Here is a 12302-nt window from a genome sequence, read left to right as displayed (position 1 = left end):
AAGTCTGCCGAACCCACCACGGACTCGCACAGGACTGCCTCAAGGACGCCCGCCGACCTCTCTGATCCGTGCACGGCGCGCATGAGGATCCATCCTGGGTGCGTATCCGCGATGATGGTGGCACCGTCGGCGGCATGAACGGAATACAGGTTGGCTATGCCAGGGTCTCCACGGCGGATCAAGACCTCACCTCGCAGCGCGACGCGTTACTGCGACTGGGGGTCATCGATTCGAACATCTACGTCGATCATGGGCTGACCGGAACCAACCGGGCCAGGCCGGGACTGCGCGAGGCACTCGCCGCCGTCCGAGAAGGCGACACCCTCGTCGTCACCAAACTCGACCGGCTCGCCCGATCGGTGAAGGACGCACGCGACATCGCCGACGAACTCACGACGAAGGGCGTCGCACTCAGTCTCGGCGGAAGCAGATACGACCCGACAGACCCGGTCGGAAGGCTGCTTTTCAACGTGCTCGCCATGGTCGCGGAGTTCGAACGCGACCTGATCAGCATGCGCACCAGAGAAGGGATGGCGGTGGCTCGTGCGAAGGGCCACTTGAAGGGCAAGCAGCCGAAGCTGTCGATGACCCAGCGCAAGCTTCTCTTCGACGTCCAGGATCGGGGCGAGTACACACAGACTGAGATCGCCGAGCTGTTCAACGTCTCCCGTGCCACCGTCTACCGCGAGCTGAAGCGTCGTCGACTGGCATTCCTTGCCACCTGCGAAGCGCACATTTTCTGAATCCGCGTCGCCGATGCCCCGCCGCCCGCCCTCATCGCCCCTTGGCGCAAACCGCCCGCTGACCGATCGTCTAGATGAGCTTTCAGCGGTTGCAGCCCGTGTAGCTCAGGAGTGAGGACAGGTTCGCTTCGATCGGATCGATCGCGTCGAGCGTTAGTCGAGGTACTGTGAGCGGCTTGGTGGTCTGGCGCATGAACTCGACGTGTGCCCAGTCGATCTCGTGCCACCCCGGAATGTTCCGTTGTCGGCCCTCGATCCGCGCCCTGTGGACCCGCTCGTCGGAGCAGACGCATTCGACGGTGACGACGCGTCCGCCGGCCTGTGCCGCCACCGCAGACCACCGGTCGACAAGTTGGTCGGATGCCAGGCAGTCAAGGATCGCGGATTGCCCCAGCATAAGCTGGCGACGGAATAGCGCCTCGAACAATCCCTCGTACACCTGCATCGTGACTGCGCGATCAACGTCGTCGAGAACGCCCGTGGGCGCGATCGCGCCGAGCAACCAGTCTCCAGAGAACGCGGGAACGCCCGCATTCTGTGCAAGCCGATCCGCAATCGTCGACTTGCCCGTGCCGGGCAAACCAGTGACGATGACAACCGTCGGCTGACTCCAGGCATCCGAAGCAGTCATCGCACAAACGTATCTGCTCAGGTCTCGAACACACTCGGCCACCGAGATCCGCGGGCGCGTGTGTCGTTCGAGCACCGCCCGCATAGGGATCCTCAAACGGGCCGTGCCCGGTGGGGGGAGGGTGGCGTTCGTTCCTGCTCACTTGGGAGGGTCTGGTTCAGTCGATCTTGATGAGGTCGTCGAGTTTCCAGGTTTGGTCGTAGAAGGCGTGTTCGGTGCCGTAGAGGCGGAATGCGACGAGGAAGTGGCGGCCGGGGACGGTCTTGAATGCCCTCGACGCCGACCTGGAGCCGCGTCGCATCCCGGATGAGATGAAGCACCGGCGCTAGCGTGTGCTCGTGGACTTTTGGGCAACCTTTTGGGCAACGATGTGGGGCGCCCTCGCCGGCGCCGCGGTTGGTGCAATCGGTACGTGGCTGTTCGCCCTCGATCTTCGCCGCCGCGATCGCCTCACGCGCGATGCAGAGCGCACAGAGGATCGACGTTTCCGAGAGTCTGAGCGAGCGGAGGATAAGCGAGAGAGAGAATTCGAACGTCGAGAAGCCCACCTCGATCGCGAGCGCGAGCGCGAAGATCGCTCCTCTCGGGAGCTACGTCGAGGGTGGGGGATGGTCGCTACCGCCCTCATCGCTCGAATTCACATTCGGGACGGGCCAGACAGTCTCGACGAGATCACGCGCTGGTTTGTGTCGTTCAACGAGAAGCTGGCGAACGTGAGGGTTTACGCACTTGGACGGGATCTTGAACTGCTCCGGTTCGTGCAGGATTGGACGATCGACCTCAACGTGGGATTTGACGACAGCGACGAGGCAGTCGGGATTGTTCTGGACGTAGCTGACCTAATCTCGGCGTACGCGGAAGGCGCGGCCAGCACAGATAGCACCCTGTCGAAATTGGATCGCTTGCTGACAATTCAATAGCTGCCTCGGCGCGGGACCAGACGAAACAGACTCGAAGTGTGATGTCCCCGTGTCGGGGTCTCAGGTCGCGGGAGAGGCATCAGCCTGTACCCGGCGAGACCACGCCGAACGTCTGGTCGAGCTTGCGCACAGACTCCGCCGTGTCCGCATTCACCACCGGATCCTCAAGCGGGCGTGCGAACTATCAGGGACGGTCATCCCGCACACCGGCAGGCGACAGCAGCGCATGCCGAATGGAACCGCGCCGACCATCGCCGAGCATGCATGCCGCTGTCAGCGAAGCAAAGTCGCTCGCGACATTGGCCAACTATGGCGACACAACGGTGACGGCTGACATCATCAGCCGTAAGGGCTCGGGCAGTGTGGGGGCTCACCGTCGCGTCGCTGGGGGATGGGATTGAGAGAAAACCCGATCGTTTCGATCAGAGAAGGGCTAGCGCTTATTCCGAGCGACTGGAAGCCACTCAGGAAGCTTCGTGACCCTATGGAGGACGTCATATCCGTCCTCGAAGCCGACGACTGGGACGTCACATCGCGATCGCTTGTCGACAGAGCCACCGTGGGTATGTGGCCACTGCTGAGCCATCACCCCTTCAACCCCCACGGGCTCTTGCGTCCAGGCCGGAAGAGACATGGGATCGCGGACGACGCGCTTACGCTGCTGCTGCTGTACGACGGTCTCGCCATAGCTGACCCCCTCGTCGAGATTCGCGAGGCCGCGCGCCTAGGCGACGACCTCAGAGCAATCAAGCTGTTCAAACGGATGATGTTCATATACGCCGAGTTGGAGCCGCTCTTCGAAGCAGGCGTGCTGGCGGTCGAGCACGCGCGTCCATCACTGAAGTCAGGCGATCGTGCCGCGGTGCTCGCTCATTTCGGCATCGATCCAGGGATGACGGTCTTCACCAACTTCGAGGAGATCTTTGCCGGCTACTACGCCTTCAGCGAGACGGGTCGTGAGCAAATACTTCGCCAGTGCGAGGAATTGATCGTGTTGCTTGGCCTTCCGCCGCAAAGGTTCTCTGATCCTCGGGTCGCGCACGCCGCGATGAGGTCGACTGCGCAGGCCCTTCTCCACCTGTCGTGGCAACTCGCCGTCTGCACCGACGATCCAGAGGTTGACGTGGTACTTCTCAACCCCTCAGAGGAAGTCCTTTTCCGCGAGCTCGTCAATAGCTCATCCCTGGTCGACTCGGACATAGCGGGGGCCACAACTCACACGGAATATGTGGGAATGGCGTCGCTGGGTGACATCCCGAGCTTCGATGGGATGCAGCTCACCGTCGATGAAGCAGTGACAATTCGTCGCGACGACTCCTTCGAACTCTTCCGCGGCCACCTCCGACGTGCGCTCGATGACAACCGCACGGCGGTGGCGCGGGACCGATTGGAAAGGGAGCGCGCCGTTAAGGAGTTCGAAGCCCGAATGAACGACGCAGCGAAAGAGCTCGCGGTCGGTATCAGGTCGAGCTCACTCAAACGGCACGCGCGCGACCGAGCACTCCCCGCCGGCGTGGCAATTGTGGCGTCCGCGGTTGCGGGCGGAGTCACGGATCCTAGCAACGGCGTCGCAGTCGCCGTCGGCGCAGCCGTTGCTGCCACCCTCACAGGCGTCGCTGAAACGATCGGAGGTTGGCTGAGCGGGAGGCGCGGTCAAGAACCGCGAAGCATCGCCGTGCGCTATGCCGCAGCGCTCGGTCGGCCAGCCGGCCGTCTGTAGCTGCCGACAGAGATGACTTGCCGAGCCCACGACCCGGCTCGATCCCCATCCGGGCGGTGCGCGTAAGCGGGGCCGTCGCGGGGAGCGAGGTGTGGGACCCGTATCGTTCGCCTTCGCGCTACTTGACCGCTCCGATTCATAGGCATGGGCCGACTACCGAAGGCGATTGGTGTACCGCTGCAGCAGGTACTCGACGCTCGAAAGGATCCGGAGTCGGAGCGGGTGCCTCTTCGCCTTGCGCGCCTCGACTTCCTCTCGCCAGTCGTTCCGGTGCTCGGCGATTGGGGTGCGACGATCGCCCGTCCTGGTCGCGTTCTCGTAGGCACAGTAGGGCCCGCATGATGTGTCGGACTGCATCAAGGTGTGCGTGGAGAGAACGTAGTGGAGCGGCGCGGGCGCCCCTCGGCTGCCCGGATGGGCGACCAGGCTCACGAACTGGGCCAGAAGGGAGGCGCTGACGCTCGCCGAGAGAGCGGCGACATTCTGGTGCGACGGTGCTTCGCGCCCGGCGCCCTCGATGTACTCAGGGTCCTCGAGGAGCCCCAGCTTGTCCAAGGACACCTCGCCTGCAACCAGCTGGCCGATGCAGGCCATACACGGCCGACCGGGGGTGAGGGTGTGGGTCCGCCAGATACCGTTTCGCATGTGCCCGTCCGGGAACGTGGTCAATGCGATGCCTCCGTCAATGACGGGGATGAGGTCGGCGTACGCGATCCCATTGAGTACGGCGCGGGGCCAGGGTCGGTCGACGCAGGAGAAGATCACGTCATAGTCGAGCGCGATGCTGACGCCGACAGGATCGGTGATGCTGACCTCGTGGCGCCGAACGTCGATGACGTCGGCGGTTGCGGCAGATTTCATCAGCCGCGCCGCGACGTCTACTTTTGCGCGGCCGAGCGCGGCATCGAGCCGAGTTGCGCCGATCATGCGGTCCAGGTTTCGGCGCTCAACCGCGTCGTAGTCCATCACGCCGACGGTGATGAGCCCGGTCGCGGCAAGGCGCTGAGCGACATCCAGGCCAACGCTTCCAGCTCCGACGACGAGAACGCGGAGGCGTGCGATCCTGCCCTGAGAGCGATCGCCCCACGACGACACTGTTCGCTCCTGTGCTCCGGTGATCTTGGGGACCGGGCGCAGCTCGTCGTTCCACGTGACGGCGAGCACGGGAGAGACGGAGCGGACGGACTCTGCCCATGTCGGTTCGGTCCGGTCGAACCAGAACCTCGCCGACCACGCGATGTTTTCGCCGCCGAGCGTCATTCCAAGCATCGGCATCTTCGTGGCGGAGCGGGCCACTCGTTCGTAGTCAGACTCGGTCTCCCAGTCGGTGCGCGAGAGGCGCTGCCAGCCGTGGCCACCTGGGTGGGAGTGTAGGAGCGCGAGTCCATGCCCCGCGACTCGTGCCTCGTGCGCGGCGCGGAGCACGTAGGCGCTGGTGAACGACGCGTTGCCGTGGACGTGCCGCTCTCCGTCTCGAGGGAGGATGACGGACCGGATCACTGCTGTGGTTCGCTCGATCCCCGTGGAGAGCACATAGGTAGCGATAAGGACGTCTTCTTGACCGTCCTCACGCAACAGGTGGTCGCGCATGACGGCTTCGGTGTCGCCGCTCATCGCGACGGAGTAGCGCATGTCAGGCCGCCTCAGCGATCGCGATCGAAATGAATCCGCGGACGTGGCTCAGCCACGCGCGTGCGGGGCGGATGGAGGTGTCGGTGTAGTTGTAGTCACGCGAATGCCTCACATAACCGGGCGCGCAGTCTGTCTCGTCCATGTTGGTCTCGGTGAAGTGGACGGACGCCGGAAGGTGAATCCAGTGGGGTGGCACAGCGGGCCAGCTCTGCACCTCGGAGATGCTGACGCCGGTCGTAATGGTCTGGCCGGCGAGAGCGCCCCCGACAGCGACGACGTCATAGAGGATGCGAGGTCCGTCGGCGCGCGCCGACGCGCCCGCAGCAGTCATGTCGGCGATGAACTGCTGGGACGCCTCGGACAACTCTGGTGCCTCGCTCACGCCACGCCACCGACGTGCTTAATGGTGACGAACGCGTCGCCGTCAGCGATCGTGACGATCTCGTCGTCCGCGAACGCTGTAGGGCTTCCGACGCGGGCCAGGTCGAAGACAGCCGGATCCAGGCCCGCAAGGCGCACCAGTGCGGCGGCCGCCTGATCGTCGTCGTAGCTGCGGAACGGCTCACCATCGATCGTGAACCGGAGGTTCCGGCGGGAGACGAACCGATCGCCGTCCTCGAGGTTGACGATCTGGTTGTCACGGATCTTCACCTCGACGCCATCCTTCTTCACGAGGAACAGGTCGAAGGTCTTCGGGTCGTGATCAGCGAGGCGCAGCAGTGCTGCAGCCTCCTGGTCGGAGTCGTGAACGTTGTAAGCCGTGCCATCGATGTTGATCTGCAGGTTGATGGGGCTGCTGGGGGTCATCGTGACCCTCCCTTCTCGGCGCACGATCTGTGCGGCATCTGCTTGATAGAGTACGCATGCATCCCGCGGAGCGCAAGCGCTCGACAGATCAAGCAGATTCGGGCAAACTTGCTACATGCGGTCAACAACACAACCTCTTCGTCCGATTACGTCGGCGCTGGCGCTGGGCATCGTCGCCGTAGCCGCCATCGTCGCGCTCGCGCCCCGCTCGACCGCCGAGGAAAGATTGGGGGACCATCTCAAGAAGAGTCGAAAGGCGACCGGCCTGAGTCTCCGGGGGGTGGAAGCACAAACCCAGATCACCAACGGCTATCTGTCCCAGATCGAGAGCAACGCGGTCGATCGCCCTTCCCCGAATGTTCTCTACAAACTGTCCGACGTGTACGGGATCGACTACAGCGACCTCATGCGGCGCGCGGGTCACCATGTCCCGAATGATGGCGACGCCGTGCGTCCGAGCGCGTTGGCAGGCATCCCTTTGCGTGCCCTCGAAGAACTGACCGAAGACGAGGCTGCGGAACTGCGCAACTATCTCGCGTTCATCCGTCAAAAGCGCGGGGACCAACGATGACCGCGCTGCAGCTGCTCTCAAGCGAGCGAGACGTTCGACGATACGCGCGTGGCGCATTGCGCGCGGCATCAGCGGGTGAAGAACTTCCCGTCCCGCTCGCCGACATCGCAGCTGCAGCTGAGCTCCATAAGGAGGCGCTGTTCGATCTGGGTGGGCACATCGATTTGCCTGCCGGCATCCGAGCGATCATTCACAAGCTTCGAGGTACAGTCCTCGGCCTATTGGACGTGCAGGAGCGGCGCTACTACGTTGACGCATCCCTAACCCTCGATCGCCGAAGATTCACAGAGGCGCATGAGATTGGCCACCACACACTCCCGTGGCACCGACTCGCCTATTTTGCAGATGACTACCACACACTTGCCACAGACACCCGGGACCTGCTGGAGCTCGAAGCGAACCTCTTCTCGGCGGAGATCCTCTTTGCCGGAGATCGGTTCAACCGAGAAGCGGATGACTGGGCTCCATCACTCGATGTACCACTTGCCCTGAACGGCCGGTATCAGGTTTCAGCAGCCGCGGCCATCCGGCGCTACATCTCCGATAGCAGCAGACCCGTTGCCGTCGTGGGGACAGGCATGTTCTCGAGCGCCAGCGGCGCCCTACCGATCTTCGAGGGTATAACTAGCCAGTCCGTCAGCTTCGCCAAGAAGTACGGGCCGGTCCGGCAGATGTTGCCCAAGGCGTTGACCCCCGCAATCTACCCCGGCATCTCGGCGATCCGCCCCGACAAGAGAGGCAAGATCGACGCATGTGAGATGGTCTTGCAGACCAACAGAGGTGCAGTCCGGTTCGCAGCCGAGGGATTCGTAAATGGCCGCAACGGATTCATCGTTCTCGCTCGGCGATCGCGGGCCGCCGGACAACGGCTCACCCTCATCTGAATCGCGCCGTGGCCACCGACGGAGGTCGCCACGACTTGGTCGACCGCCGTCGTTGCCAAAGGCTTTGGAGGGTGTCTCCGCACACCGTGCGACAGTTGACTTCAGCCGCGAGTGAGTACCTGTGACGCGCGCTGGCCCTCGTAAACGGCGTTCTGTGCTGCTGGCCAAGCTCCGAGCTGGAAGTAGCGCGTCCACAACGACCAGATCAGGTGCCAGGAGTCGCTTGCGGGATCGGCAAGTTCGACGGGAAGCCCCATCTTCGCGGCGAGTTCGGGGCCGACAGTCGCGGCGTGATTCTTCGCGTCGTCTACTAGCGGCCCTCGGATTGCCTCCGTGATCGCCTTACGTGCTTCCTCGTTAAGTCCTCTGCAAGTGAGTGCTTCGTCGATCAGGTCGTACGTGCGAGCAGTAGCCGAGCGGGCTTGCTCGATCATTAGCATGTTGACGTCCGACAGTAGGCCTGCATACAACGGGAAAGCATTCGGCTCTGCAGCGACGCGCTCTTCCGCGTCGCGCAACGCCTGATCTATCTCCCGAGCACCAACAAGTGACCCGCCGATCTGCATCTGGGGATCGATGGGACCGAGGTCACTTCCGGCGGCCATAATGATTCTGTCCGCGCCGAGACACATGATCGTGCCAGCCGATTTCGCCATGTCGGGCACAATGATGGTCAACTCGGTGCACCGAGCTTTCATCGCACGAACGAGGCGCACAGCTACCTCACCATCGCCGCCGGGCGTCGATAAGAGCAGGTGCAACGGCTTTGACGAATCCGCACCAGTCAACAACTCTTCGACGAGAGTCGTGGCGTAGGGGAACACCTGGTCAATCATGACGATTAGGCGAGCCCCGACTAGTTCCTCGTATTCTCGAATGAGGTCCTGGCGGGCGTACCGATCGGCGTGTTGCGCGGCAAACAGATGAGTCGCGCTAGAAGACCCGCTCACGGAGCGATTCGCCCGACACCGCTCCGAAAGCTCGCCGGCTTGCCCTGACGGGCTTGCGCCGCGAGTTCCCGAGCGCGGATCGCGATGTCCCGTTTCTCACTCCATCTCGGATCCGCGCCGACCGGTGGCGCCAGCGCGGGCGTCATTGCGCGTGCTGAATCTGACCGTCTCGCCATGAGGAGCCTCCCGATCCTGTTCCTTGCAAAGTACAGCCTGGACCACCGACATTGAAGCTGTAGACACGCCAGTGCTCAGTTTGCGAGGCGCGTATGCGATCGAGCGAGGCGACTCCATAGCTGGTCCTCCATCGAGCGTCGATCGGGGCCGCACTACAGCCAGATTGAATCGTTCTCGAATGCCCGAGGTGCGTCGATCTCGTCGAGCCATCCATCGTCCGCAGACAGCAGCAGGTTCACGAGTCGTTGGCGGAGGTCGCTCGACGGGTCGATGACACTCGTCAGGTACGCAGCGGTTGCCAGATACGGGTAGATGCGAGAGTAGTCTGCGCCGTCGGTTGCGATCCTCAACAACTCAGGCTTCTTGGGTGCGCTCATCTTCGTCGCGAAGCGTCGGTTCCATAGGCGTCCATGATGCGCTGCGACGTTTCGAACAACCGTCCACGTTCTCAAGAACCCGCCTAGGACTGAGTGGTTGAGCCTCACTCCATCGGCGATCGACTGCCTAAGCGACGCCGAGGCGAGATTGTCGTACCACTTCGAAAGCAAGCCGAGCGACGAAAGCTCCACCATCATCCACACGGGCGGGTATGGATTCGAGTACTTCTCCAGGAAATGCGCAAGAAAGCTCTCACTCGGATCCTCAAGTCTTTCGGTGAGTTTCCGCTTATCACGCTCGAGTGCATCCGCACCGAGAGCGTTGGCACGCTCGAGATAGCCGAACGCACCAAGCCTGATTCCCGTCGTATTGGCGAAGGCGCCACGGAACCACACCTCTATAACGTCGGTCATGGCCATCACGATCGATCGCAGCTTCGCGTCGAACTCATAGAGGCGATGCAGATCGTCGAGTGTCGTGCCAGGGATCAGCTCGGCCGATCCCGAAGGCTCGGCGTCGAGGCGGTACCACCACAAGTAGCCGGTGAGTCGGTAATAGCCAATCCTGCTAAGCGACGCTACAAGCGCTGGCCTATCGCACTGGAGGCCTCGTGCGATCAGCAACTCTGCCTGCGCCCCGAGGTCGAGCGGCGGCTTCAGGTAGGGCGTCGACCCTCGTACGATCTCTAGTCGGCTTTGTGGCACAAGAAAAAATAACCCGCCGGTTTGAGCATCGTGGAGAGGCTTGGCGGGTCTAGTTGAGATCAACCTTAGCTAGATACGGTTCCCGCCTCAAGCGCATACTCCCGATGCCCAGGAATCTGGAAGGAAGTCGATCAGCACGGTCGCGCGCTCGGAGGTAGGCTGCCGGGCTCGACCACGGGCTAGTTGACTCGCGAGATCCGCGCGTCCTCGTCCGGGATCGACGTGCCCCAGCCTCCCTGCCCGGTAGCGGGTCGGCATAGGTGCGACTCAAGGAGCGACGCGGCCGGTCAGCTCGCTGGCGCGGCGAGCGAACGATTACCGCGGGCGGTCCGATGCCCGAAAGGCGCCCGACGAACGAAGAGGCAATCGGATTCGCTCGACCCGGCGCGTGTGCGTCATCGCTCGAGCGGCCCGCACGCCACAGCCCGCAGCCGACCCCGAGGTGCGCAGACCTACGTCGGCGCCGCTTTGCGCGAGATCGGCCGGATCGACCCCGGTCGCCTCGAGCTGTTCCGCGCCCGGCGCGGGGGAGACTTGACGGTGCACGCCCGGCAGACGGCGCGCTCGGCGGTGGGGAGTTGATGCGGTGGGCCCCGTGGGGCTCGAACCCACGACCCGCGGATTAAAAGTCCGATGCTCTACCGACTGAGCTAGAGGCCCGCGGCCTCCAAGCCTACTTCCCGCGTGGCATCCGATCGTCCTAGCAGGTCACGGCTTCTTGCCGTTCCCCTTCCCGTTCCCGTTGTTGTTGCCCGGCCCGCTGTTGCCGTTGCCGTTCCCCTTGCCGTTTCCGCTGGTATCGGTCCCGGGTTCGCTCGGCTGCGGCGCGGGGGTGTCGACGACGGACGTTTCACTCGGCTGCGGCGACGGAGTGTCGACCACGGTGGGCACGGGCTCGGGCACGTCTGCACCGCCGGCCTTCGTCGACCACCAGAGCGAGGCCGACACCGCCCCGATTGCGAGCACGGCCGCGACGATGAGGGCGATCAGGACCGTTCGCCGGCGCCGGTCGTCGCGTCCCGCCGGACGCGGCACTGCGGAACCCGGAGCCGGCGCCGCGGCGACAGGGAGGGGCGGCGGCATCAGCGCGGTGGCGCCGGTATCGCCGACCATCAGCGCGGGCAGCATCCGTGTCGGGCCGGTCTTCATGACCGGTGTCTCCTGCGTCGGCTCCTCGGCGAGCGCGGCGGGGAGCGGCGCGCTCCCGAGCGCAAGGCGTTCAGCGGTGATCGCCACCTCCAGCGCCGTCGGGCGATCCTCGGGACGCATCGCGGTCATGCCGCGGAGCAGCCCTCGCCACGCGGGCTCCACCGATCCGGGCACCTCCGGCGGTGCAGCGAGCCGTGCCATCACCGAGCCGATGCCCTCGGCGTCGGCGAACGGCCGCTTGCCGGTGAGGGCCTCCATGAGCAGCAGGCCGAGTGCGTAGATGTCGGCCGGTGGCGCGGGCTCCTCGCCGCGCGCCTGCTCGGGCGCCACGTACGCGACCGTTCCGATGATCATGCCCGGGGTCGTGACGCGCGCCGAGTCGAGCAGATGCGCGATTCCGAAATCGGCGAGCTTCGCGCGCCATTCTCGTCCGGGCAGTGGTGACTTCCACAGCAGCACGTTCGCGGGCTTGATGTCGCGATGGACGATGTCGGAGGAGTGCGCGACGTGGAGCGCCTCCGCCAGATCGACGGCGATCGACGCGGTCTCGGCCGGCGGGATCGGGCCTTGCGCGATGCGCTCTCGGAGCGTGATCCCGTCGACGTACTCCATGACGAGATAGCTCGCGCCCTCGTCGGAGATGTGGGCGTCGAAGAGGGTGACCAGCCCGTGGTGGTTGAGTGCGGCGAGGAGCGTCGTCTCGGTCCTGGCGCGATCGACCGATCCGATCGCGTCGACGCCGCGAAGGACCTTGATCGCGACGGTGCGGCCGAGTGCTTGGTCGTCGGCGCGGTAGACGCGTGCCATCCCGCCCTCGCCGATGCGCTCCCTGAGCACGTACCGGTGGTCCAGAATCTCGCCGGTCGACAGGTCACCGGCCTCGCGCAGATCCGACATGGTCCTCCCCGCCGGTCTCGCGGTCGCGGGGGAGTCGATCGTCGGGCCGAGCGATCTCCGACGCTACGCCCTCACCCGCCCCGGAACGACACCCTTGACGAGCCTGCGGGACGCGTGCATTGCCGGGAGCACGACGAGG

Annotated in this window: 13 protein-coding genes and 1 tRNA gene; 5 read left to right on the top strand and 9 right to left on the bottom strand. The window is 64.2% G+C overall.

Features of this window, described 5'->3' with window-relative positions:
• Positions 1 to 134 precede the first annotated feature (134 nt).
• Complete coding sequence (locus tag OL358_RS01585; protein ID WP_264710207.1) at positions 135 to 743, top strand: recombinase family protein; 609 nt, start codon at positions 135 to 137, stop codon at positions 741 to 743.
• An 82-nt stretch (positions 744 to 825) separates the two neighbouring features.
• Here OL358_RS01585 and OL358_RS01580 read toward each other — a convergent pair whose 3' ends face one another.
• On the bottom strand, positions 826 to 1374 hold the full coding sequence (locus tag OL358_RS01580) for an AAA family ATPase (protein ID WP_264708189.1): 549 nt from the start codon (positions 1372 to 1374) through the stop codon (positions 826 to 828).
• A 157-nt stretch (positions 1375 to 1531) separates the two neighbouring features.
• The gene (locus tag OL358_RS01575; RefSeq protein ID WP_264708188.1) at positions 1532 to 1675 is read right to left on the bottom strand and encodes a hypothetical protein; all 144 of its coding nucleotides are present in this window, start codon (positions 1673 to 1675) and stop codon (positions 1532 to 1534) included.
• A 37-nt stretch (positions 1676 to 1712) separates the two neighbouring features.
• Between OL358_RS01575 and OL358_RS01570 the strand changes: the two genes are divergently transcribed.
• Positions 1713 to 2294: a hypothetical protein gene (locus OL358_RS01570; protein ID WP_264708187.1), complete on the top strand. Its 582-nt coding sequence runs from the start codon at positions 1713 to 1715 to the stop codon at positions 2292 to 2294.
• Positions 2295 to 2685: 391 nt separating this feature from the next.
• Positions 2686 to 4014 (top strand): hypothetical protein, encoded by a 1329-nt coding sequence (locus OL358_RS01565; RefSeq protein ID WP_264708186.1) that lies wholly within the window; start codon positions 2686 to 2688, stop codon positions 4012 to 4014.
• A 153-nt stretch (positions 4015 to 4167) separates the two neighbouring features.
• Here OL358_RS01565 and OL358_RS01560 read toward each other — a convergent pair whose 3' ends face one another.
• From OL358_RS01560 to OL358_RS01550, 3 genes are read right to left on the bottom strand one after another with little or no spacing between them, the layout of a single operon-like run.
• Positions 4168 to 5646 (bottom strand): ThiF family adenylyltransferase, encoded by a 1479-nt coding sequence (locus OL358_RS01560; RefSeq protein ID WP_264708185.1) that lies wholly within the window; start codon positions 5644 to 5646, stop codon positions 4168 to 4170.
• 1 nt (position 5647) lies between these two features.
• Positions 5648 to 6010, bottom strand: a complete 363-nt coding sequence (locus OL358_RS01555; protein ID WP_264708184.1) for a hypothetical protein — start codon at positions 6008 to 6010, stop codon at positions 5648 to 5650.
• A 14-nt stretch (positions 6011 to 6024) separates the two neighbouring features.
• Positions 6025 to 6453, bottom strand: a complete 429-nt coding sequence (locus OL358_RS01550; protein WP_264708183.1) for a hypothetical protein — start codon at positions 6451 to 6453, stop codon at positions 6025 to 6027.
• A 115-nt stretch (positions 6454 to 6568) separates the two neighbouring features.
• Between OL358_RS01550 and OL358_RS01545 the strand changes: the two genes are divergently transcribed.
• Positions 6569 to 7024, top strand: a complete 456-nt coding sequence (locus tag OL358_RS01545) for a helix-turn-helix domain-containing protein (protein ID WP_264708182.1) — start codon at positions 6569 to 6571, stop codon at positions 7022 to 7024.
• Complete coding sequence (locus OL358_RS01540) at positions 7021 to 7908, top strand: ImmA/IrrE family metallo-endopeptidase (RefSeq protein ID WP_264708181.1); 888 nt, start codon at positions 7021 to 7023, stop codon at positions 7906 to 7908. Before OL358_RS01545 ends, OL358_RS01540 begins: the two co-directional genes overlap by 4 nt.
• 101 nt (positions 7909 to 8009) lie before the next feature.
• Here OL358_RS01540 and OL358_RS01535 read toward each other — a convergent pair whose 3' ends face one another.
• From OL358_RS01535 to OL358_RS01520, 4 genes are all read right to left on the bottom strand, one after another.
• Entirely contained in the window at positions 8010 to 8744 is a 735-nt protein-coding gene (locus OL358_RS01535; protein WP_413631329.1) for an SDH family Clp fold serine proteinase, read from the bottom strand.
• A gap of 443 nt (positions 8745 to 9187) precedes the next feature.
• Positions 9188 to 10036 (bottom strand): Abi family protein, encoded by an 849-nt coding sequence (locus tag OL358_RS01530; RefSeq protein ID WP_264708178.1) that lies wholly within the window; start codon positions 10034 to 10036, stop codon positions 9188 to 9190.
• Positions 10037 to 10704: 668 nt separating this feature from the next.
• Positions 10705 to 10777: transfer RNA gene (locus tag OL358_RS01525), tRNA-Lys, on the bottom strand.
• 48 nt (positions 10778 to 10825) lie between these two features.
• Positions 10826 to 12163: a serine/threonine-protein kinase gene (locus OL358_RS01520; RefSeq protein WP_264708176.1), complete on the bottom strand. Its 1338-nt coding sequence runs from the start codon at positions 12161 to 12163 to the stop codon at positions 10826 to 10828.
• Positions 12164 to 12302: the final 139 nt, after the last annotated feature.

It is taken from the genome of Microbacterium sp. SSM24, from assembly GCF_025989145.1.
In the GTDB taxonomy this organism is placed as follows: domain Bacteria; phylum Actinomycetota; class Actinomycetes; order Actinomycetales; family Microbacteriaceae; genus Microbacterium.
This window is presented reverse-complemented; position numbering and strand designations above follow the sequence as displayed.

Excerpts from the sequence above, each read along its gene's own strand:
- OL358_RS01535 (WP_413631329.1), bottom strand. The coding sequence starts at position 8,744 with ATGATTGACCAGGTGTTCCCCTACGCCACGACTCTCGTCGAAGAGTTG.
- OL358_RS01550 (WP_264708183.1), bottom strand. The coding sequence starts at position 6,453 with ATGACCCCCAGCAGCCCCATCAACCTGCAGATCAACATCGATGGCACG.
- OL358_RS01540 (WP_264708181.1), top strand. The coding sequence starts at position 7,021 with ATGACCGCGCTGCAGCTGCTCTCAAGCGAGCGAGACGTTCGACGATAC.
- OL358_RS01585 (WP_264710207.1), top strand. The coding sequence starts at position 135 with ATGAACGGAATACAGGTTGGCTATGCCAGGGTCTCCACGGCGGATCAA.
- OL358_RS01575 (WP_264708188.1), bottom strand. The coding sequence starts at position 1,675 with ATGCGACGCGGCTCCAGGTCGGCGTCGAGGGCATTCAAGACCGTCCCC.
- OL358_RS01580 (WP_264708189.1), bottom strand. The coding sequence starts at position 1,374 with ATGACTGCTTCGGATGCCTGGAGTCAGCCGACGGTTGTCATCGTCACT.
- OL358_RS01565 (WP_264708186.1), top strand. The coding sequence starts at position 2,686 with ATGGGATTGAGAGAAAACCCGATCGTTTCGATCAGAGAAGGGCTAGCG.
- OL358_RS01520 (WP_264708176.1), bottom strand. The coding sequence starts at position 12,163 with ATGTCGGATCTGCGCGAGGCCGGTGACCTGTCGACCGGCGAGATTCTG.
- OL358_RS01545 (WP_264708182.1), top strand. The coding sequence starts at position 6,569 with ATGCGGTCAACAACACAACCTCTTCGTCCGATTACGTCGGCGCTGGCG.
- OL358_RS01560 (WP_264708185.1), bottom strand. The coding sequence starts at position 5,646 with ATGCGCTACTCCGTCGCGATGAGCGGCGACACCGAAGCCGTCATGCGC.